A 21,778-nucleotide genomic window follows, 5' to 3' on the forward strand; every position below is an offset into this window, starting at 1 on the left:
GGGTCGGTCGAGCCGACTCTGATTACGCCACCGGAAGTGACCGAAATCCACACGCTAGGCGGCGCAATTCGGCTGGCCGGGAATCGGCCTGCCCGACGTGCCCCGAGTCTGCCCTCATTCATTCCCGGAACGGTGACGCACCGTCCGCCACCCCCATGCCGCGCGGTCGACCGGCTGGACTGCCTACCCTTCCATCCGCCCTGCGAGCCCCACCGGCGAGGCCTGCCCGTGTTGACGCGCGCAGACTCACCCCATGAGACGACCCCTATCAGCCAGAGGACACCGAGGAGCCGTCATGTACACCGCAGAATCCTTGACGACGTCCCACCACCTCATCGCCGGCCGGCAGGCGGCCCTGGTCCACCACCTTGTCTGGGACGCCGCTCTGACACGGGTGCCGCTGTTATCCGAGCGGGAAATCGACGTCTTCCGGATGCTGGCGAAGGGGGCGTCGAACCGGGCCATCGCGACCCAGCTGGCCATCACCGAGCGCACCGCCAAGGCCCATGTCGCCCAGATACTGGCCAAACTCGACGTGGAGTCCCGTCTCCAGGCCGGCATCGTCGGATTCGCCTGGGAGATCCTCACCCACGACGCCGCGGTCCCTTGCGCCACCGACCCGACCAGGTGCCACACCCTGAGCGCTTCTCAACCTCACGCCGAGAGTGCGTGATTCCCTGGGCAGGGCCACTCGGCCCGCGTCCGGTCACGGACGGACCAGCGACTCTCCCCGCCGGCCCCTCCGCCGAGGATCCGCACCGCGGATGGTCCGCCCCGCCCGTTTCCGCGTGTACCCAGCGGACTGGCCCGCTTGATGTCGTTGTCGACCACGTAGCGCCTCGCGTCCAGCGTGACGCGGTGGTAGCAGCTCTCCGGTCGGCTGCCCCGTCCCTGCAACCATGCCGGGACCGGCGGCTGTGGCCGGCCGTTCGTGGAAGGCACCGCGGACATCGTCGTCCTGCACGCCGCTGGGAACCTACTGGGGTTCGGTGCTGTCCGGTTCGGGGAACATCGAGGGCTTCGTGAGCGGTGAGCCCTTCAGGCAGGTGGGGCGCACCACCTACGAGGAGTTCGCCGGCTACTGGTCGCAGCAGACCGGGCCGATGGCGGACGCCTTCAACGGGATGCGCAAGCCGGTCGCCTCGCAGACGCTCACCGCAGCGGAGTGGAACAACAGCGAGATCGTGGACGGCGACCTTATCGAGCGGCTCAGCACACTGAAGAACACCCCGGGCCGGAACATCAACACCTCCGGCAGCATCTCCGTGGTCCGCGCGCTGCTGGAGGCCGGTTTGCTGGACGACCTGCACCTGATGCTGTTCCCGATCGTCCTGGGCACCGGCACCCGACTGTTCCTCGAGCACGGTAAGCGGGTGGACATGACCCTGGCGGGAACCCACACCTTCGGCAGCGGCGTGGTGCACCTGCACTACCGTCTGGGCGCGGCGGCCTAAAACCCCGGTCCGGCCTGCGCCCAGATCCGCAGCGAAGCCACGAAGACGCGCCAGAGGGCCTCCAGGGCGAAGGTGTTCTCGTACGGCTCGCCCACGTCCGCGACGGGCAGCGCGGTGACCGGGACGCCGGGCGCGGCGTGCCGCTACGCAGTCGATGCCCGGTAGCCAGCTTGTACGTGCGGGTAGATGCATTGCGACGCAGCTTGCGCGAGATGGTCGACGGGACCCGCCCCAGCCTGCGAGCGATCTCGCGACCGCTGACGCCCTGCGTATGCCAGAGCGCGACGTCCTCCCGCTCAGCAAACGACAAGTACCGCCCGGACACTTCGGAAGGAAGACACGGATTCACGCCGCCGGCGTGCCGAAACCAACGGAACCCCACCGGTCCCGACACGCGCGCGACCGCACACGCGTCCTCGGTCTTGGCCCCGCGAGCAATCGCTGCCCAGAACTTGATCCTGTCCTCACGCCAGGCCACCGTCGGCCTACCCGGCGACGGAATCTGCCCGCGATGCGCGCGCACCCGCATGTGCTCCGCCGCCCTTGGTGACGTGAAGGGGGAACCGTAACCAGGGGCGGCGGAGCACATACGGGTGGGTGCTGGTCACCCTCCTGTCAGGGCAGGGTCCATTTCTGGGCGCCGGTGCCGTTGCACGTCCAGAGTTGGACCTTCGTGCCGTCCGCGGTACCGCCGCCCGAGATGTCCAGGCACTTGCCGGACTGCGGGTTGCGTACGGCGCCGTCGGTCTGGGCGGTCCATTTCTGGGCGCCGGTACCGTTGCACGTCCAGAGTTGGACCTTCGTACCGTCCGCCGAGCCGCCGCCCGAGACGTCCAGGCACTTGCCCAGGGCCTTCACCGTGCCGTCGGCGGCCACCGTCCACTTCTGGGCGCCGGTGTTGTTGCAGGTCCACAACTGGACCTTCGTGCCGTCCGTGGTGCCGGCGTTGTCGACGTCCAGGCACTTGCCGAGCGCCTTCACCTCACCCGAACGGGGCTCGGGCTGGCCTGCGTTCTGCTTGATCCGGATGTTGCGGAAGGAGACGTCGTCGCCGGTCCCGTGGTTCTGGAGGCCGATGTGTCCCTGGCGCAGACTCCGCACCGGATCGGTGTTGGTGAAGTCGTTGATCTTGCGGCCGTTGAGGAAGATCTCCAGCCGCTCGCCGGTGACCCGGAGTTCGTATGTGTTCCACTCGCCCGGCGGGTTCAGCGCGGCGTCGCGCGCCGCGATGTCGGCGGACTGGAAGCCGTAGACGGCGCCGGTGGTGCGGTCGGCCGAGTCGGTGGCGTCGATCTGGATCTCGTAGCCGTTGTTCACCGCGGACCACGGGTCGTCGGAGGCCGGGAAGCCCACGAAGACACCGGAGTTGTCGTCCCCGGCCGTTCTCCAGTCGAGCTTGAGGGAGTAGTCGCCGGTGAACTCCTTGGCGGAGTACCACAGCATGCCCATCCCGCCCTGGGAGGTGAGGGTGCCGTCGGCGAGGGCGAAGCCACCGGGGCCCGCCTGCTTCCACCCGGTGGTGGAGGAGCCGTCGAACAGGGAGGTGTACCCGGTCTCCGGACGGCAGTCGGCGTCGGTCATCCCGGCGGCCCAGCGGATCCCGCCGAGGAGGTGCCGGCGGAAGGCGGGTTCGGCGTACGACTCGTCGGTGTGACCGCCTCCGGTGTAGAAGGCCCGGCCGCCCTGGTAGTCCTTGCACCAGGCGATCGGATGGTCGCCGGACATGTTCCCGCCCGAGTAGCTGGACTCGTCCAGGGAGGCCAGGACGTGGGCGGTGGTGCGCGGGTTGGTGCGGTAGTTGTACCACTCGTCCGTGCGCTGCCAGGTGCCGCCCAGGTGGGCGGTGGCGTCGTGCGCCCGGTCCTCCACCTTGACGGTGGCGGACTGGACGGCCGGGTGCGAGTGGAAGAGGGCTCCGGCCAGGCCCTCGTAGAAGGGCCAGTCGTACTCGGTGTCGGCGGCGGCGTGCACGCCGACGTACCCGCCGCCGCCCTGGACGTACTGTTCGAACGCGGTCTGCTGGGCGGCGTCCAGCACGTCACCGGTCGTCGACAGGAAGACGACCGCCCCGTACTGGCCGAGGTTGCCAGTGGTGAAGGCCTGCGCGTCCTCGGTGGCGTCGACGGTGAAGTTGTTCGCCGCGCCCAGGTCGCGCAGGGCCGCGACGCCCTCGTCGATCGAGGAGTGCCGGAAACCGGCCGTCTTGGAGAAGACGAGGACCTTGTACGCGGGATCGGCCGCCGTGCGCGCTTCCACGGCGACGGAAGGGCTCGCCGTCGAGGGCAGTGCCGAGGCCTGCGGGGCCAGAGCGAGCGCGGCGCCGGCGAGCAGGCCGAGAACCGCGGTGAGAGGGGTGCGCATGACGATCGCCTCCTTTCTACGGAAGGTCTGCGGAAGGGTTGCAGGAGATCTGCGGAAGGGCTATGGAAGGGTCCATTTCTGGGCGCCGGTGCCGTTGCAGGTCCACAGCTGGACCTTCGTACCGTCCGCGGTACCGGCGTTGTCGACGTCCAGGCACTTGCCGGACTGCGGGTTGCGCACGGTGCCGTCGGCCTGGCCCGCCCACTTCTGGGCACCGGAGTTGTTGCAGGTCCACAGCTGGACCTTCGTACCGTCCGCCGAGCCGCCGCCCGAGACGTCCAGGCATTTGCCCAGGGCCTTCACCGTGCCGTCGGCGGCCACCGTCCACTTCTGGGCGCCGGTGTTGTTGCAGGTCCACAGCTGGACCTTCGTACCGTCCGCCGAGGCACCGCCCGAGACGTCCAGGCACTTGCCACCCACCCCCTTCACCTCACCCGAACGGGTGCCGCCGGAGGTCGTGAAGGAGAACTCGTCCACGTCGAACAGCGAACCGCTGCCGCCCTTGAAGACGAGGTGGAGGGTGGTGGAACCGGTCGGCCGGTCGGTGAGTGCGGTGGTCACGTCCTGGAAGGTCTCCCAGTCGCCGGTGACCGGTACGGCGGCCGTGCCGAGCAGGGTGCCGGTCGGCGAGCCGGCGCGCACCTCGATCGTGCCGCCCGCTCCCGCCGAGGAGACCCGGGCGGTGAAACGGTCCGCGTTCTGCAAGACGTACGGCCGGAAGGCGACCCAGTCGCCGTTCTCGATGTAGCCGACGGTCCTTCCGCCGTGCGCGGGGGCGTGGGTGACGATCTGGACCCCCGACGAATCGCCGTAGTGCTCGGCCTGACGGTGGCTGGGCTGGGTGACGTGCTGGTCGTGCGCGGTGAGTGCGGGCTGGCCGCCCGCGCCCTTGTCGGTGTACTCGGCGTCGACGACGCCGAAGACGTTGGCGTTGGGGTCGTGCTCCCCGTCCGCCAGGGTCTGCAGGGTGCCCGTGCAGCCGGTGGCCGAGGTCTGCGGGTGACCGTGGCTGTCGTGCCCCACGACGAAGGTGACCTTCACCCTGGAGCAGTCGATCGTGCCGTCCTCGGGGTCGGTCACCGTCACCTTGAAGGGGATCGCCGCGCCGAAGTCGTGGATGCTCCCGTCGGCGGGCAGGTCCAGCCTGACCGTGGGCGCCGTGTTGCCGACCGTGATCCGCACCGAGGCGGTCGCCGACCTGCCGGTGCTGTCGGTGACCTTCAGCGTGGCCGTGTACTGGCCGTCGGCGGTGTACGTGTGGGAGGGGTCGGCGGCCGTGGAGGTGCTGCCGTCGCCGAAGGTCCAGGCGTGGGCGAGGGCGTCGCCGTCGGGGTCGGAGCTGCCCGCCGACGAGAACGAGACGGTCAGCGGCGCCTTGCCGGAGGTGACGTTCGCACCGGCCTGGGCGATGGGGGCGAGACCGCCCGTGACGTGCTCGATCCGGTACAGGGCGGAGTTCTCGTCCCCGTTGAAGTACCCGGTGCCGTAGTCGAGGACGTACAGGGCGCCGTCCGGGCCGAAGGCCATGTCCATCACTTGGGTGCCGCTCCAGGGGAACGCGTTGATGGACTGGACGGTGCCGTCGGTACCGGATTTGATGCGCTTGATCCAGCGGCGGCCGAACTCGCCGGCGAAGTAGTCGCCGTCGTAGGTCTGCGGGAACTTCACCTCGGAGGTGGAGGCCGCGTCGTAGCGGTAGACCGGGCCGCCCATCGGGGACTCCGAGCCGTTGCCGAACTCCGGTACGGATCCGCCGTCGTAGGGGATCCAGGCGGGCTGGGCGGGCGGCAGGTCGGTGAGACCGGTGTTGTTCGGAGAAGTGTTCCTCGGGGCGGCGCAGTTGAACGCGGAACCCGAGGCGCCCGTGGCGAAGTCGTAGTCGACGTAGGCGTCGTTGTCCCCGGTGCAGTAAGGCCAGCCGTAGTTGCCCGCCCTGGTGATCCGGTTGAACTCCACCTGGCCGGCGGGGCCGCGCGAGGGACTGGCGCTGCCGGCGTCGGGGCCGTAGTCGCCGAGGTGGACGACTCCCGTGGCCTTGTCGACGCTCATCCGGAAGGGGTTGCGGAAGCCCATCGCGTAGATCTCGGGACGGGTCCTCGCGGTGCCGGGCGGGAAGAGGTTGCCGCTCGGCACCGTGTACGAGCCGTCGGCGGCGACCTTGATCCGCAGGACCTTGCCGCGCAGGTCGTTGGTGTTGCCCGAGGAACGCTGCGCGTCGTAGGCGGGGTTGCGGGAGGGGCGCTCGTCGAGGGGGGAGTAGCTGTCCGAGGCGAACGGGTTGGTGTCGTCGCCGGTCGACAGGTACAGGTTGCCGGCCGCGTCGAAGTCGATGTCGCCGCCGACGTGACAGCACAGGCCGCGGGAGGCCGGTACGTCGAGGATCTTCTTCTCGCTGCCGAGGTCGAGGGTGCCGTCGGTCCTCAGGACGAACCTGGACAGCCGGTTGACCCCGTCGAACGGGGCGAAGTCGGCGGCCGTGCCGTTCGCGGGCGCGTCTCCGGCCGGAGTGCCGAGCCTGGGGGCGTAGTAGAGGTAGACCTGCCGGTTGGACGAGAAGGCCGGGTCCGCCGCCACGCCCTGCAGCCCCTCCTCGTCGTGGTCGTACACGTCGAGCCTGCCCGCCACGATGGTGGTTCCCGCGGAGTTCGTCAGCCGGAGCGTGCCGTCGCGCGACGTGTGCAGGACGGAGCGGTCGGGGAGGACCGTCAGCGTCATGGGCTCGCCCGTCTCGGCCACGCCCTTGGCGAGCGTGACCTGCTGGAACTCCGGCGCTGCCGATGCACGGGTCTCGCCGCCGTGGTGCGCGGGCGCGGCGCCGGCCGGTGACACGGGCAGCAGGCAGCCGGCGGTGCACACCACGGCGGTGATCAGTAAGCGGACACGTTGATGTCTGAGCCTTCTCGTGCGCACGGAGGTCTCCCGACGTGTGGGGGTGGCGGCAGCCTCGTCGGTCTGCCGGGGGTGCTCGCCGGCGCGCGCCGTCACGCCGTGGGGGCCGGTCCGCGGTTCCGTGACCGGTTGGTTTCAAGGAAGTTAGCGGGCTTTGTCGAACTCGGTAACCCGGTGCGCGCATGTTCTCGCAACTTTCTCCATGATCGGGACAAAGTGCTCGCCGCGTTCGGCCGGGCGGATCGTCCGACCGGCTGGTTGTGGCCAACGGGCCCTTTGCTGGGCGGAGTTGATCGACCGCGCGGCCAAGTGGTCGGAGCTTTGACTGCATTCAGGACAAAGCATGGACGGTGATGGGGGAAGTCCCTACTGTGTCCGACGCAACGGTGCGGACCCGTTGGGAACCTCCGCCCGTGGCACCTCCGTGTCCGGGGCGACGGCGCGCTCCGGCAGTGGTACCCCCACTTACCCGATCGGGCCCCTCGGTTCCGAGGGGTCGTCAGGAGGTCACGTGTATCCACGGCTGTACCCCCGTCAGCCGGCCAGACGCCTGGTCGGAGCACTCGTCGTCTCGCTCCTCACCCTCGGTCTGTCGGCGACGCCGGCCCCCGCGGAGGCGTCCGGGTCCGCGGAGCTGCCCCCGCAGGAGCCCGGCGTCACGCTCCGGGTCTTCGACATCCAGGCCCCGATGAGCGGAATCTGCACGCTGAAGCCGGGCCAGACCCCCAACATCGACAAGCTGAAGCCGGTGATCGACTGGTCCTCGGTCGACGACTTCGGCCTGGAGAGCAACTTCGTCACCCACGTCATCGGCAACCTCACCGCCCCGCAGACGGGCAGCTACACCCTCCGCCTCATCAGCGACGACGGCTCCCGCCTCCTGATCGACGACCAGGTGGTGATCGACCACGACGGACTGCACGGTCCGGACCCCAAGGACGCGACCGTGAACCTGACGGCGGGCCTCCACGCGCTGCGCATCGAGCACTTCGAGCGTGACGGAGGCCAGCAGATAACGTTGTCGTGGAAGCCGCCGGGCGCCACCGGCTTCGCGGTCGTACCGAACTCGGCGCTGAGCACGGACGCGGGCGTCGTCCGCGTGACCGCACCGGGCCGCAAGGAGTGCGAGACCGGCGCGGACTCTCCCGGCGACGGCCTGCCGTTGACCGGAGTGCACCCCGACTACACCCTCACCGACCTCAGGCCCAGCGGTTTCCAGCCGCAGATCTCCGCGATGGACTGGCTGCCGGACGGCCGCCTGGCCGTGACCACCTGGGGCGGCAGCGACAACACCGCGGGAGAGGTCTACCTGCTGTCCAACGTCACGGGCGACACCGGCCCCGGCAGGGTCACGACGAAGAAGATCGCCTCGGGCCTGAAGGAACCCATGGGGATCAAGTACGTCGACGGCAAGCTCTACGTCTCGCAGAAACACGAACTGACCGAACTGAACGACACCAACGGTGACGAGGTCACCGACCAGTACCGGCGGGTCGCGACCTGGCCCTTCGGCGGCAACTTCCACGAGTTCGCCTTCGGCCTGCTCTACAAGGACGGGTTCTTCTACCTGAACCTGTCGGTCTCCATCAACTACGGCGGAGCGACCACGAACCCGCAGCCGGCGGCGAACCGCGGGACCACCATCAAGGTGAACCGGCAGACCGGAGAGGTCTCCTACGTCGCCGGAGGGCTGCGCACCCCCAACGGCATCGGATGGGGCCCCGAAGGCGACATCTTCGTCACCGACAACCAGGGCGGCTGGCTGCCCTCGTCGAAACTGCTCCACGTCAAGCAGGGCCGGTTCTTCAACCACTACACCAACCCGGCCGGACCGTTCGACTCCAAGCCGGTCACCAAGCCGGTGCTCTGGCTGCCCCAGAACGAGATCGCCAACTCGCCCAGCACCCCCCTCCAGTTGACCGAGGGCCCGTTCGCCGGGCAGATGCTGTTCGGCGACGTGACGTACGGAGGGATCCAGCGCGGCTTCCTGGAGAAGGTCGGCGGCGAGTACCAGGGCGCGGTCTTCCGGCTCACCCAGGGCCTGGAGGCGGGCGTGACCCGGATCAGCGTCGGTCCCGACGGCGCGCTGTACGCGGGCGGGCTGGGCGCGGACGGAAACTGGGGCCAGGAGGGCAAACTCAAGTACGGGCTGCAGAAGTTGACGCCGAACGGCTCCAACGCCTTCGACATCCGCGCCATGCGCGCCGTACCGGGCGGCTTCGCCCTGGAGTACACCCAGCCGCTCTCGACGGAGACGGCCACCGACCTGGTCAAGCACTACAAGATCAAGCAGTGGGGTTACACGCCGACCGCGGACTACGGCGGCCCCAAGATCGGTGAGGAGGCGCTCACCGCGCAGTCGGCCTCCCTCTCCGCCGACCGCAAAACGGTCACCCTGACCATCCCCGGTCTCAAGGCCGACCGGGTGGTCCACGTCCGCTCGCCCCGCCCCTTCAGCTCGTCCACCGGCGAGTCCCTGTGGAGCACCGAGGCGTGGTACACGCTCAACCAGGTGCCCGGGGGAACTCCCGGAACGGGTGAGGTGAAGGCGCTGGGCAAGTGCCTGGACGTCGACAACTCCGGTGCGGCGGACGGTACGAAGGTCCAGCTGTGGACCTGCAACAACACCGGCGCGCAGAAGTGGACGGTGGCCGCCGACGGCACGGTGAAGGCGCTGGGCAAGTGCCTGGACGTCTCGGGCGGCGGCTCGGCGGACGGTACGAAGGTCCAGCTGTGGACCTGCAACAACTCCGGTGCCCAGAAGTGGGCGGGCCAGGCCGACGGCACCGTGCGCAACCCGCAGTCCGGCAAGTGCCTGGACGTCGACAACGCCGGTACCGCGGACGGTACGAAGGTCCAGCTGTGGACCTGCAACGGCACCGGCGCCCAGAAATGGACCCTGCCCTGACACGGGCCCGGCCGTACGTGGTTGCACCGTAAGTGAGGGGTGGGGACCGGGAGATCCCGGTCCCCACCCCCGTCTTTGTCCTTGATGAGGAAAAAGTCGAACCGTATCTGTGCGCAAGTTCTTCCCCACCGGGCGGAGCGCTGCTACGTTCCACTCGGAAGTGGACGGGAGACGCGGAGATTCCCCGCACCGGGGACGGACGCGGACCCCGTCCTCCGGACCGGACCGGGGCAAGTGCCCGGACGGCTCGACCCGGACGACAGGGAAGGGGGAGGCACGTGAGGCGCATGACGGCTCGCCCCGCGAACGCACACCAGACGCGGCTGCTCCGGCTGCTGCGCGATGGCGGCCCCCACTCGCGCGCCCAGCTGGGCGACCGGATCGACCTCTCCCGTTCCAAGCTCGCGGTCGAGGTGGACCGGCTCCTGGAGACCGGCCTCGTCGTCGCGGACGGCCTCGCCGCCTCCCGGGGCGGACGCCGCTCGCACAACATCCGCCTCGCGCCCGAACTGCGCTTCCTCGGCGTCGACATCGGCGCGACCTCGATCGACGTCGCGGTGACCAACGCCGAACTGGAGGTCCTGGGACACCTCAACCACTCCATGGACGTGCGGGAAGGCCCCGTCGCGGTCTTCGAGCAGGTCCTGTCGATGGTCGGCAAGCTCAAGGCGACGGGGCTGACGGACGGACTGGACGGTGCCGGCATCGGCGTACCGGGCCCCGTCCGCTTCCCCGAGGGCGTCCCGGTGGCTCCGCCGATCATGCCCGGATGGGACGGTTTCCCCGTCCGGGAGGCACTCAGCCAGGACCTGGGATGCCCCGTGATGGTCGACAACGACGCGAACCTGATGGCCATGGGGGAGCAGCACGCGGGCGTCGCCCGGTCCGTGGGCGACTTCCTGTACGTCAAGATCGGCACCGGCATCGGCTGCGGCATCGTCGTCGGCGGAGAGGTCCACCGCGGCACGACGGGGAGCGCAGGCGACATCGGGCACATCCAGATCGACCCGGAGGGCCGGGCCTGCGGCTGCGGCAACAGGGGATGTCTGGAAGCCCACTTCGGCGGCGCCGCGCTCGCCCGCGACGCCGAGGACGCGGCGCGCGAGGGACGCTCGGTCGCCCTCGCCGCCCGGCTGGAAGCCGTCGGCACGCTGACCGCGGCGGACGTCTCCGCGGCCGCCGCGGCGGGGGACGCCATGGCCCTGGAACTGATCCGGGCGGGCGGTGACCGGGTCGGCCAGGTCATCGCCGGCCTCGTGAGCTTCTTCAACCCCGGCATGGTCGTGATCGGAGGCGGGGTGACGGGACTCGGGCACACGCTGCTGGCGAGCGTGCGGACCCAGGTGTACCGGCGCTCCCTCCCGCTCGCGACCAGGAACCTGCCCATCGTCCTGGGCGAACTCGGCTCCACCGCCGGTGTGATCGGCGCGGCCCGGCTCATCAGCGACCACCTGTTCTCACCGGCCTGATCCGAGTCGGTCGGCACCGAGAGGTGCCCGACACCCAACACGCCGGCACCGCGAGGCGTCCGGTACGTCGGCACCGCGAGGCGCCGAGCACGCAAGCACCGCGCGGTGTCCAGCATGTGAGCCCCGCGAGGTGCTGAGCAACAGGCACACCCGTACGACCTGCCGCACCCGCACCCGCACCCGTACCGCCGTACCACCCGTACTTCCCGTACGTCCGCACCCTGTAGCCGCACCACCCGCGCGAAGCCGCGGCACCGCACCGCATCTCACCGCACACGGCAGGACCGCCCTCCGACGTGCGTGCTCCTCCGCCCCGACGGCCGCACCGCCGTCGGAACACCCCGCCACGCCCCCGCTCTCGCGTCCGCCCTGCCCGTTCACGGCCCGCAACAGCCGAGGAATCCCCATGGCACCAGAACCGCCCCTGCTCACCATGTCCGGCATCACCAAGTCCTTTCCCGGAGTCCGCGCCCTCGACGGCGTCGACCTGGAGGTCCGGGCCGGGGAAGTCCACTGCGTCCTCGGCCAGAACGGCGCCGGCAAGTCCACCCTGATCAAGGTCCTCGCCGGCGCCCACCAGCCGGACGGGGGCAGGATCACCTGGTGTGGACAGGAGGTGACGCCGGGCTCCCCGATCGCGGCCATGCGCCTCGGCATCGCCACCATCTACCAGGAACTCGACCTGGTCGAGGGCCTGTCCGTCGCCGAGAACGTCTTCCTCGGCCACGAGCCCACCACCGCGGGCTTCGTCGTCCGGACACGAACCGCCCGCACCGCCGCCGCCCGACTGCTCGAACGCCTCGGCCACGGCGAGATCGACCCCGCGCGCCGGGCCGGCGAACTCTCCGCCGCCCAGCGGCAGATCGTCTCCATGGCCCGCGCGCTCTCCCACGACGTGCGCCTCATCGTCATGGACGAGCCGTCCGCCGCCCTCGACCCGGACGAGGTCGACAACCTCTTCCGGACCGTCGGCGACCTGACCGCCGAAGGCGTCGCCGTCGTCTACATCTCCCACCGCCTGGAGGAGATCCGCCGGATCGGCGACCGGGTCACCGTTCTCAAAGACGGCAGGACCGTCGCGGGCGGACTGCCCGCGAAGTCCACCTCGACCGACGAGGTCGTCACGCTGATGACCGGGCGCAGCGTCGAGTACGTCTTCCCGGAGCGGTCCCCGCAGGACGCCCCCGCCACGGCCGAACCCGTACTGCGTATCGAAGGGCTCACCAGGAAAGGGGAGTTCGCCCCCCTCGACCTGGAACTGCGCCCCGGCGAGATCGTCGGCCTCGCCGGACTCGTCGGATCGGGACGCTCCGAGATCCTGGAGACGGTCTACGGCGCGCGCAGGCCGACCGGCGGACGCGTCCTCGTCGACGGGGTCCCCCTGCGGCCGGGCAGCGTCCGCGCGGCCGTCCGCGCCGGCGTCGGCCTCGCCCCCGAGGAACGCAAGGCGCAGGCCCTGCTGCCGATGGAGTCCGTCACCCGCAACGTCACGGTCTCCACCCTCTCCCGCTTCTCCCGCGGCGGCTGGCTCGACCAGCAGCGGGAACGCGACGCCGCCCGGCGGACGACCCGCGAACTGTCCCTGCGGCCCGACGACCCCGACGCCCGGATCCGGACCCTGTCCGGCGGCAACCAGCAGAAGGCGGTCCTCGCCCGCTGGCTCCTGCGCGGCTGCAAGGTCCTGCTCCTCGACGAGCCGACCCGGGGCGTCGACGTCGGCGCCCGCGCCGAGCTGTACGGCGTCGTCCGGCGGCTGGCCGACGAGGGCCTCGCCGTCCTCCTCGTGTCCAGCGAGGTGCCCGAGGTCCTGGGGCTCGCCGACCGCGTGCTGGTGCTGCGCGAGGGAAACGTCGTCCACACCGCCGACGCCCGGGAGCTCGACGAGCACCGCGTACTCGACCTCGTGATGGAAGGAAGCCCGACGGCATGACGCAATCAACCACTCCGGCGGGGCACGGCACGCCGGCCACACCCCTCGCTCCCGTACCGGCCGGGAAGAGCGCGGCGCACCGGCCGCCGGGTCTCCGCCCGGACGTGCGCACCCTGTCCCTGCTCGGCGTCCTGGCCGTCCTGGTGGCCGTCGGGGGCGTCACCAGGCCCGACGAGTTCCTGTCCGTCAGCAATCTGCAACTCGTCCTGACCCAGGCGTCCGTCATCGGCGTCGTCACCGTCGGCATGACCTTCGTCATCACCAGCGGCGGCATCGACCTGTCGGTCGGGGCCATCGTGGCACTGGCGTCCGTCTGGGCCACCACGGTGGCGACCCAGGAGTACGGATTCGCCGGCATCCTCTTCACCGCCGTGGCCGTGGGACTGGGCTGCGGCCTGGTGAACGGACTGCTCATCGCGTACGGCGGGATGGTCCCCTTCATCGCCACCCTCGCCATGTTCGCCTCCGCCCGCGGTCTCGCCCTCCAGATCACCGACGGCAAGACCCAGATCGTGACCGTCGAGTCCGTGCTCGACCTCGGCGTCAAGGACGCCTACGTCCTCGGGATCCCGCCGCTCGTCCTCGTCTTCGCCGCCGTCACCCTCGTGGGCTGGCTCCTGTTCAACCGCACCACCTTCGGCCGCCGGACGGTGGCCGTGGGCGGCAACGCGGAGGCCACCCGGCTCGCCGGCATCGACGTACGCCGCCAGCGCCTCTACCTCTACCTGCTCTCCGGACTGTGCTGCGGCATCGCGGCCTTCCTGCTGATCGTGCTGGCCGGCTCCGGCCAGAACACCAACGGCAACCTCTACGAACTCGACGCCATCGCCGCCGCCATCATCGGCGGCACCCTCCTCAGCGGCGGCCGCGGCACGGTCGTCGGCTCCGTCCTCGGAGTCCTGGTCTTCACGACGATCACCAACCTCTTCGCCCTGAACAACCTGGAGAGCGCCGTCCAGCAGATCGCCAAGGGCGCGATCATCGTCGCCGCCGTCTTGGTCCAGCACCGCGCTCTGCGCGGCGACTGACCCCACCCGTCCCCGCGTCCCACGCCCACAGCCCCGTGCGGCGCCGCCGTCACCGCCTCGCTCGGCGCCGCACGGCCCCGACCCCACCACCCGGTTCCGGAACTCCCGCACCCGGAAAGCCCAGTCGAAGAGGTAAACCCGCCATGCCAGAATCCCGCGTCCACAGCCGCAGACACCTCCTCCTCGGCGGCGCCGCCGTCTCCACCGGCGCCCTCCTCACCGCCTGCACCAGCAACGAGCCCAAGGACCAGAAGCCCGCCACGAACGCGGGCCCCGCCGCCGACGACAAGCCCGGCGCCCCCGTCACCATCGGCTTCGCCGGCCCGCAGGCCGACCACGGCTGGCTCAACGCCATCAACGAGAACGCCAAGCGGCGCGCCGAGAAGTACTCCGACGTCACCCTCGAGATCACCGAGGGCTCCAACGACACCGCCGCCCAGATCGGCCAGGTCCAGACCCTCATCAACAAGAGGGTCGACGTCCTGGTCGTCCTGCCCGCCGACGGCAAGGCACTCACCCAGGTCGGCCTCCAGGCCATGAAGGCCGGCATCCCCGTCGTCAACCTCGACCGGATCTTCGCCTCCCCGCAGGCCTACCGCTGCTGGATCGGCGGCGACAACTACGGCATGGGCCTCAACGCCGGCCGGTTCATCGGCGAGAAGCTCAAGGACAAGAAGGACGCCACCGTCGTCGAACTCGCCGGCATGGACAGCCTGGAACTCACCCGGCAGCGCACCCAGGGCTTCGACGACGCCCTCAAGAACTACCCCAACATCCGCAAGGTCGCCCGCCAGGCCGCCGAGTTCACCGTCGAGTCCGGCCAGGCCAAGATGGCCCAGCTCCTCCAGGCCCAGTCGAAGTTCGACGCCCTGTGGAACCACGACGACGACCAGGGCGTCGGCGCGCTGCGCGCCATCGCCCAGGCCGGCCGCAAGGGCTTCCTCATGGTCGGCGGTGCCGGAGCCAAGTCCGCCATGGACGCCATCAAGGCCGACGACGGCGTCCTGAAGGCCACGGTCCTCTACCCGCCCACCATGGCCGCCTCCGCGATCGACCTCGCCCGCGCCCTCGGCCAGAAGAAGGGCGTCGGCGGCATGGCCGAACTGGAGATCCCCGCCTCGATCACCCTCTACTCCGCCGTCGTCACCAAGGAGAACGTCGACGACTACCTGCCCACCGGCTTCAGCTGACCGGCGCGAGCGCCGCCCGGCCGGGTGTGCGGCGGTGCGACGGCCGATCGCCCCGCCCGGCGGAGCCCCGGCTCTCCGCGCGCCGCGGAACCGACATCCCCACCGGTCACGGCCGGTGTCTGCGAGAGGAGACCAAGTGGAACAGAGGGACAGCGAAAGGGTCCCGCCGACGCTCGGCATCGGGATGGTCGGGTACGCGTTCATGGGCGCCGCCCACTCCCAGGGCTGGCGCACCGCCGGCCGCGTCTTCGACCTGCCGCTGCGCCCGGTGCTCGCCGCCGTGGCGGGCCGGGACCCCGAGGCCGTGCGCGCGGCGGCCGACAGACACGGCTGGGCCGCGGCGGAGACCGACTGGCGCGAGCTGATCGCCCGCGACGACGTCCAGCTCGTCGACATCTGCACGCCGGGTGACCGGCACGCGGAGATCGCGATCGCCGCGCTCGACGCGGGCAAGCACGTGCTGTGCGAGAAGCCGCTCGCCAACTCGGTGGCCGAGGCCGAGGCCATGGCGGTCGCCGCCGACCGGGCCAGGGAGCGCGGCCAGGTGGCCATGGTCGGATTCAACTACCGCCGGGTGCCGGCCCTCGCGCACGCCCGCCGGCTCGTCGCGGACGGCTGGCTCGGCGCCCTGCGGCACCTTCGCCTCACCTATCTCCAGGACTGGCTCGTCGATCCCGACTTCCCGCTGACCTGGCGTCTCCAGCGGCGGCACGCGGGCTCCGGCGCGCTCGGGGACCTCGGAGCGCACATTGTGGACCTCGCACAGTTCCTGGCGGGGGAGCCGCTGGTCGGGGTCTCGGCACAGCTGGAGACGTTCGTCAGGGAACGGCCCCTTCTCGCGGGGGTGTCGGCCGGACTGCACGCCTCCGGCGGCCCGGGGCGCGGCCCCGTCACCGTCGACGACGCGGCCGTCTTCACCGGCCGGCTCGCCTCCGGCGCGCTCGCGACGTTCGAGGCGAGCCGGATGGCACCGGGCCGCAAGAACGCGCTGCGTCTGGAGATCAACGGCGAGCGGGGCTCCCTCGCCTTCGACCTGGAGCGGCTCAACGAACTGCTCCTCCACGACCACCGGGAACCGGCGGCCACCGCCGGATTCCGCCGGATCCTGGTCACCGAGGCGGAACACCCCTACCTGGAGGCCTGGTGGCCGCCCGGCCACGGACTCGGCTATGAACACACCTTCGTCCACCAGGCGCGCGACCTGGTGACGGCCGTCGCCGCGGGGACGGACCCCGTGCCGTCGTTCGCGGACGGACTCCAGGTCCAGCGCGTGCTGGCCGCCGTGGAGGAGAGCGCGGCGAAGAACGCCGTCTACACCCCCGTCCCCGCGCCCGCCCCGACACCGCGGGCCGAGCGTGCTGAGGCACAGGTCTGAGGAGGAGAGCCGATGCCACGCCCGTTCACGCTGTTCACCGGCCAGTGGGCCGACCTGCCCCTGGAGGAGGTCTGCCGGCTCGCTCGCGACTTCGGCTACGACGGCCTCGAACTCGCCTGCTGGGGAGACCACTTCGAGGTGGACAAGGCCCTCGCCGACCCGGCGTACGTCAAGGGCAGACGGGAACTGCTCGACGCGTACGGACTGAGGTGCTGGGCGGTCTCCAACCACCTGGTGGGGCAGGCCGTCTGCGACGACCCGATCGACGAGCGCCACCGGGCGATCGTGCCCGCCCGGATCTGGGGCGACGGCGACGCCGAAGGGGTGCGGCGACGGGCCGCCCGCGAGCTCGCGGACACCGCGCGGGCCGCGGCGGCGCTCGGCGTCGACACCGTCGTCGGCTTCACCGGCTCCTCCATCTGGCACCTGGTGGCGATGTTCCCGCCGGTCCCCGAGCACATGGTCGAGCGCGGCTACGAGGACTTCGCCGAGCGCTGGAACCCGGTCCTCGACGTCTTCGACGCCGAGGGAGTGCGCTTCGCCCACGAGGTGCACCCCAGCGAGATCGCCTACGACTACTGGACGACGAAACGGGCCCTGGAAGCCGTCGGGAACCGGCCGGCCTTCGGCCTCAACTTCGACCCCTCCCACTTCGTGTGGCAGGACCTCGACCCGGTCGGTTTCCTCTACGACTTCCGCGACCGGATCTACCACGTGGACTGCAAGGAGGCCCGCAAACGGCTCGACGGGCGCAACGGGCGCCTCGGCTCCCACCTGCCCTGGGGCGACCCCCGGCGCGGCTGGGACTTCGTCTCCGCCGGCCACGGCGACGTCCCCTGGGAGGACGTCTTCCGGATGCTCCGCTCGATCGGCTACGCGGGCCCGGTCTCGGTGGAGTGGGAGGACGCCGGCATGGACCGGCTCCAGGGCGCCCCCGAGGCGCTCGCCCACCTCAAGCGGTTCGACTTCGACCCGCCGAGCGCCTCCTTCGACGCCGCCTTCTCCGGCCCGTGAGCCGCGAGCGCCGCCCATGAACCGGCGGCGGGCGAGGAAGCGTCGTACCCCCCGCCCGCCGTCTTCTCCACCTGCGAGACCTGCGAGACCTGCGAGACCTGCGAGACCTGCGAGACCTGCGAGCCCTGTGAGACCCGCAAGGACACCGACACGGCAGGGAGGCGGCCAGTGCACCACGCAAACGCGACGGGGAGACCGGTCCACGACCGGCGGGCACGCACCGGGGTCTGGTTCGTGGGGGCACGCGGATCGGTGGCGACCACCGCCGTCGCCGGATGCGCGGCCGTCACCACGGGCCTGTACCCGCCGACCGGCATGGTCACCGAGACACCGGCCTTCGCGGGGGCCGGTCTGCCCCGGCCGGCCTCGCTCGTCTTCGGCGGCCACGACACGGCCGACTGCCCCCTGCCGAAACGCGCCGAGGACCTCACCGGAGCCGGCGTGCTGCCCGGCGGCCTCGCCCGGGCCGTCCACACCGAACTGGCCGCGGCCGACCGGGAGATACGGCCGGGCGGACCGCTCGCCGGGGACACCCGCACCGACGAGGAACTGATCACCCGCTTCACCGACGACCTCACCGCCTTCCGCTCGCGCCGGGAACTGGCCCGTGTCGTCGTCGTCAACGTCTCCTCCACCGAGCCGCTTCCGGCACCGGACGCCACCCGCCTGCCGCCCAGCTCCCTGTACGCCGCCGCCGCGCTGCGCGCCGGCTGCCCCTACGTCAACTTCACGCCCTCGACGGGACTGCACAGCCCCCTCCTCACCGAGGCCGCCGAGGCGAGCGGCCTTCCCCACGCGGGCCGCGACGGCAAGACGGGCCAGACGCTCCTGCGGTCCGTCCTCGCCCCGATGTTCCTCCAGCGGGCCCTGACCGTCCGGGCCTGGTCCGGCACCAACCTGCTGGGCGGCGGGGACGGGGCGGCCCTGGCCGACCCGGCCGCGGCCGCGGCCAAGAACGCCGGGAAGGAACGCGTCCTCACCGACACGCTCGGCGCCGGCGTCCAGGGCGAGGTCCACATCGACGACGTCCCCGCGCTGGGGGAGTGGAAGACCGCCTGGGACCACGTCGCCTTCGACGGCTTCCTCGGGTCCCGCATGATCCTCCAGACGATCTGGCAGGGATGCGACTCGGCCCTCGCCGCCCCCCTGGTCCTGGACCTGGCGCGGCTCGTCGCCCGCGCCCACGAGGCGGGCCTCACCGGCCCCCGCCCCGAACTCGGCTTCTACTTCAAGGACCCCGACGGCGGGCCCGCAGGACTGGCCCGGCAGTTCGACGCGCTCCTCTTTTTCGCCGACCGCCTCCGGGAAGCCGGATGATCCGCCCCCTGTCGCTCCGGCTCGTGCCCGCCCGCGCCACGGACACCTCACCGGCACCGACACCCCCGCCGGTGAAGAGCGCCGGGACGGCCCGGACCGCCCTGCCGCACGGCAGCGCCCCCGCCCGCAGGAGCACCGCCGCGCGGGACACGGCGAGGGCGTGGAGCGAACTCCTGCGCGTCTCGGCACTGCCCAGCGTCCCCGGTGACGCCCTCGCCGGGGCCGCGGCCGCGGGGCTGCGGCCCGGCAGGGGCACCGTCTGGGCCGTCGGCTCCTCGCTGTGCCTCTACGAGGCGGGCATGGCGCTCAACGACTGGGCGGACCGGCACGAGGACGCCGTCGAACGCCCCCACCGTCCCCTCCCCTCCGGCCGCGTCCGCCCCGGAGCGGCCCTGGGCGCCGCCGGACTCCTCACCGCCACCGGCCTCGCCCTCGCGGCCCGCGCCGGACGCCCCGCCCTGACGGTCGCCACGGCCCTGGCCGCTACGGTCTGGGCGTACGACCTGCGCCTCAAACACACCGCGGCAGGCCCGGCGGCCATGGCCACGGCCCGGGGCCTGGACCTCCTCCTCGGCGCCACGGCGACGGCGTCCGGAAACCGGAGCGGCACGCCGGGCACGGCACGGCCGAACGGCGTCATCGCCGGAGGGACGACGACGGGCGGTGCGCGCCGGGCGTCCGGACCGCGTGACGCCGTGGCGACGACCGCCGCCGAAGCAGCGGCCACGGCCATGGCTGCGGCGGGGGACTTCCGCCGGCCGGCCGGGCCGCGTACCGCGGTACCCGCGGCGTTATCCGCGGCGGCGGCACTCGCGACGCACACCTACGCCGTCACCACGGTGTCCCGGAACGAGGTCCACGGCGGCTCCACGACCGCCCCCCTGGCGGCGCTCGCCGCGACGGCGGCCCTCGCCGTCCTCACCGCCGCGCCCGGCCCGGCCCCGTACCGGCCCGGCACCCGGGAGGAACCACCGTCCGCACCGCACCGCGCCCCCGGCCGGGCCACGGCGGAACGGGTCACCTTCCTCCTCGCCACCGCCTACTTCCGCACCGCCGCCCGCCCCCTTCTCCACGCCGCTCTGAACCCGTCCCCGTTCCTCACCCGGCAGGCCGTCGGCGAGGGTGTCCGGGCGATGATCCCCCTGCAGGCCGCGCTCATGGCCCGCTCCGGGGCGGCGGCCGGAGGGCTCGCCCTCCTCGGCCTCGCCCCCCTGGCCCGCCGGCTCGCGCGAAAGGTCAGTCCCACATGAGCGAGTCCCGCGCGACCCCCGGCCCGGCACCCCTCCGCTACGGCTACGGAACCAACGGACTGACCGACCTCCGGCTCGACGACGCCCTCGCGCTCCTCGCCGACCTCGGCTACGACGGCGTCGGCCTCACCCTCGACCACATGCACCTCGACCCGCTCGCCCCCGGCCTGGCCGCCCGCACCGCACGCGTGGCACACCGGCTCGGCGAACTCGGCCTCACCGTCACCGTCGAGACCGGCGCCCGGTACGTCCTCGACCCCCGCCGCAAGCACGGCCCCTCCCTCCTCGACCCCGACCCGGACGACCGTGCCGCACGCGGACGGCTGCTCGTCACCGCGGTGCGCACCGCCGCGGACCTCGGCGCCCACGCCGTGCACTGCTTCAGCGGCACCGCCCCGCCCGGCACCGATCCGGACACCGCCTGGAAACGTCTCGCACAGGAGCTCCGGCCGGTCGCCGAGGCCGCCGAGACCGCCGGTGTCCCCCTCGCGATCGAACCCGAGCCGGGCCACCTCCTCGCCACGCTCGACGACTTCCACCGTCTGCGCGCCGCCATGGGAGACCCCGCGTCCCTCGGCCTCACCCTCGACATAGGCCACTGCCAGTGCCTGGAACCGGTGTCACCGGCCGCCTGCGTACGGGCCGCCGCGCCCTGGCTGCGCCACGTCCAGATCGAGGACATGCGGCGCGGCGTCCACGAACACCTGCCGTTCGGCTACGGCGAGATCGACTTCCCGCCGGTCCTCGACGCCCTCGCCGCCACCGGCTACCGGGGACTCACCGTCGTCGAACTGCCACGCCACTCCCACGCGGGCCCCGAACTCGCCCGCACCTCCCTCGCGTTCCTCCGCGCCCTGGACCCGGAAGGAGCCCCGCCCCCGTGACCCCCACACCCGTCCCCGCCACACCCGAAGCCCTCGCCGTCCTGCGCACCGCCCTCGACACGCGGCTCACCGGTCCCGCCCGCGCGTGGCTGGACGACGCGCTGGTCGACGTGCGGGCCGAGACCGCCCCGGCCGGTCGTACGCCCCCGGCCGCCGCCTCCACCCGTACCGCCACCCCCGCCGGTGCCGCCGCCTCCACCCGTAGCACCGTCCCCGCCTGGGAGCTGCGCTTCGCCGCCGCCGGCCGCCACTGCGGCCACGAGCACGCCGACGCCGTCCGCGTCCTCCTCCTCACCGAGGCCCGCCCCGGCCCGGAGACCCTCGCCCGCCTCTACCACCAGGGCAGCGCCGCCGAACGCCGCGCCGTGCTCCACGCCCTGCCGCACCTCGTCGACGGCCCCGAGGGGCTGCCCCTCGTCGCCGACGCGCTGCGCACCAACGACACCGGCCTCGTCGCCGCGGCCCTCGGCCCCTACGCGGCCGCCCACCTCGACCAGCACTCCTGGCGGCACGCCGTCCTCAAGTGCCTCTTCACCCAGGTCCCCGTCGCCGTGGTCGCGGGCCTCGGGCACCGCGCCCACGGCGACGCCACGCTCGCCCGCATGCTCGCCGACCACGCCGCCGAACGCACCGCCGCCGGCCGCGACGTCCCCCACGACCTGCACCGTGTGCTCGCCCTGACGGCCCAGGCACGTCCGTAGCCCGAGGA

The 21,778-nt window shown here is 71.9% G+C and carries 15 protein-coding genes and 1 pseudogene; 13 read left to right on the forward strand and 3 right to left on the reverse strand.

Going from position 1 to position 21,778, the window contains the following annotated elements:
* Window positions 1-295 precede the first annotated feature (295 nt).
* Window positions 296-673, forward strand: a complete 378-nt coding sequence (locus tag CW362_RS19275) for a helix-turn-helix domain-containing protein (RefSeq protein ID WP_206300995.1) — start codon at window positions 296-298, stop codon at window positions 671-673.
* Between the two features lie 244 nt (window positions 674-917).
* Window positions 918-1,454 (forward strand): dihydrofolate reductase family protein, encoded by a 537-nt coding sequence (locus tag CW362_RS19280; protein ID WP_162684129.1) that lies wholly within the window; start codon window positions 918-920, stop codon window positions 1,452-1,454.
* 146 nt (window positions 1,455-1,600) lie between these two features.
* On the opposite strand, the pseudogene CW362_RS44560 reads toward CW362_RS19280, so the two are convergent.
* From CW362_RS44560 to CW362_RS19295, 3 genes and pseudogenes are all read right to left on the reverse strand, one after another.
* Window positions 1,601-1,983 (reverse strand): annotated as a pseudogene (locus CW362_RS44560) (helix-turn-helix domain-containing protein); the annotation flags it as partial.
* Between the two features lie 86 nt (window positions 1,984-2,069).
* Window positions 2,070-3,815 carry a ThuA domain-containing protein gene (locus tag CW362_RS19290; protein WP_103550759.1) on the reverse strand — a complete coding sequence of 582 codons (1,746 nt, stop codon included), beginning with the start codon at window positions 3,813-3,815 and terminating at the stop codon, window positions 2,070-2,072.
* Window positions 3,816-3,875: 60 nt separating this feature from the next.
* Window positions 3,876-6,725 carry a carbohydrate-binding protein gene (locus CW362_RS19295; RefSeq protein ID WP_103550802.1) on the reverse strand — a complete coding sequence of 950 codons (2,850 nt, stop codon included), beginning with the start codon at window positions 6,723-6,725 and terminating at the stop codon, window positions 3,876-3,878.
* A gap of 490 nt (window positions 6,726-7,215) precedes the next feature.
* Between CW362_RS19295 and CW362_RS19300 the strand changes: the two genes are divergently transcribed.
* From CW362_RS19300 to CW362_RS19350, 11 genes are all read left to right on the forward strand, one after another.
* Entirely contained in the window at window positions 7,216-9,612 is a 2,397-nt protein-coding gene (locus tag CW362_RS19300; RefSeq protein WP_103550760.1) for an RICIN domain-containing protein, read from the forward strand.
* Between the two features lie 287 nt (window positions 9,613-9,899).
* Entirely contained in the window at window positions 9,900-11,081 is a 1,182-nt protein-coding gene (locus tag CW362_RS19305) for an ROK family transcriptional regulator (RefSeq protein WP_103550761.1), read from the forward strand.
* A 406-nt stretch (window positions 11,082-11,487) separates the two neighbouring features.
* Window positions 11,488-13,011: a sugar ABC transporter ATP-binding protein gene (locus CW362_RS19310; RefSeq protein ID WP_103550762.1), complete on the forward strand. Its 1,524-nt coding sequence runs from the start codon at window positions 11,488-11,490 to the stop codon at window positions 13,009-13,011.
* Entirely contained in the window at window positions 13,008-14,039 is a 1,032-nt protein-coding gene (locus tag CW362_RS19315; RefSeq protein ID WP_103550763.1) for an ABC transporter permease, read from the forward strand. The genes CW362_RS19310 and CW362_RS19315 overlap by 4 nt, the downstream gene beginning before the upstream one ends.
* Window positions 14,040-14,182: 143 nt before the next feature.
* Window positions 14,183-15,229 (forward strand): substrate-binding domain-containing protein, encoded by a 1,047-nt coding sequence (locus CW362_RS19320; RefSeq protein ID WP_103550764.1) that lies wholly within the window; start codon window positions 14,183-14,185, stop codon window positions 15,227-15,229.
* 136 nt (window positions 15,230-15,365) lie between these two features.
* Window positions 15,366-16,604 (forward strand): Gfo/Idh/MocA family protein, encoded by a 1,239-nt coding sequence (locus tag CW362_RS19325; RefSeq protein ID WP_103550765.1) that lies wholly within the window; start codon window positions 15,366-15,368, stop codon window positions 16,602-16,604.
* 12 nt (window positions 16,605-16,616) lie between these two features.
* On the forward strand, window positions 16,617-17,618 hold the full coding sequence (locus tag CW362_RS19330) for a sugar phosphate isomerase/epimerase family protein (protein ID WP_103550766.1): 1,002 nt from the start codon (window positions 16,617-16,619) through the stop codon (window positions 17,616-17,618).
* A gap of 168 nt (window positions 17,619-17,786) precedes the next feature.
* Window positions 17,787-18,935 (forward strand): inositol-3-phosphate synthase, encoded by a 1,149-nt coding sequence (locus CW362_RS19335; protein WP_103550767.1) that lies wholly within the window; start codon window positions 17,787-17,789, stop codon window positions 18,933-18,935.
* Window positions 18,932-20,185 (forward strand): SCO3242 family prenyltransferase, encoded by a 1,254-nt coding sequence (locus tag CW362_RS19340; RefSeq protein ID WP_103550768.1) that lies wholly within the window; start codon window positions 18,932-18,934, stop codon window positions 20,183-20,185. The genes CW362_RS19335 and CW362_RS19340 overlap by 4 nt, the downstream gene beginning before the upstream one ends.
* Window positions 20,182-21,069, forward strand: coding sequence for a sugar phosphate isomerase/epimerase family protein (locus CW362_RS19345; protein ID WP_103550769.1), 888 nt, complete (start codon window positions 20,182-20,184; stop codon window positions 21,067-21,069). The genes CW362_RS19340 and CW362_RS19345 overlap by 4 nt, the downstream gene beginning before the upstream one ends.
* Window positions 21,066-21,770 (forward strand): EboA domain-containing protein, encoded by a 705-nt coding sequence (locus CW362_RS19350; RefSeq protein ID WP_103550770.1) that lies wholly within the window; start codon window positions 21,066-21,068, stop codon window positions 21,768-21,770. The genes CW362_RS19345 and CW362_RS19350 overlap by 4 nt, the downstream gene beginning before the upstream one ends.
* Window positions 21,771-21,778: the final 8 nt, after the last annotated feature.

It is taken from the genome of Streptomyces populi (assembly GCF_002911015.1).
In the GTDB taxonomy this organism is placed as follows: domain Bacteria; phylum Actinomycetota; class Actinomycetes; order Streptomycetales; family Streptomycetaceae; genus Streptomyces; species Streptomyces populi.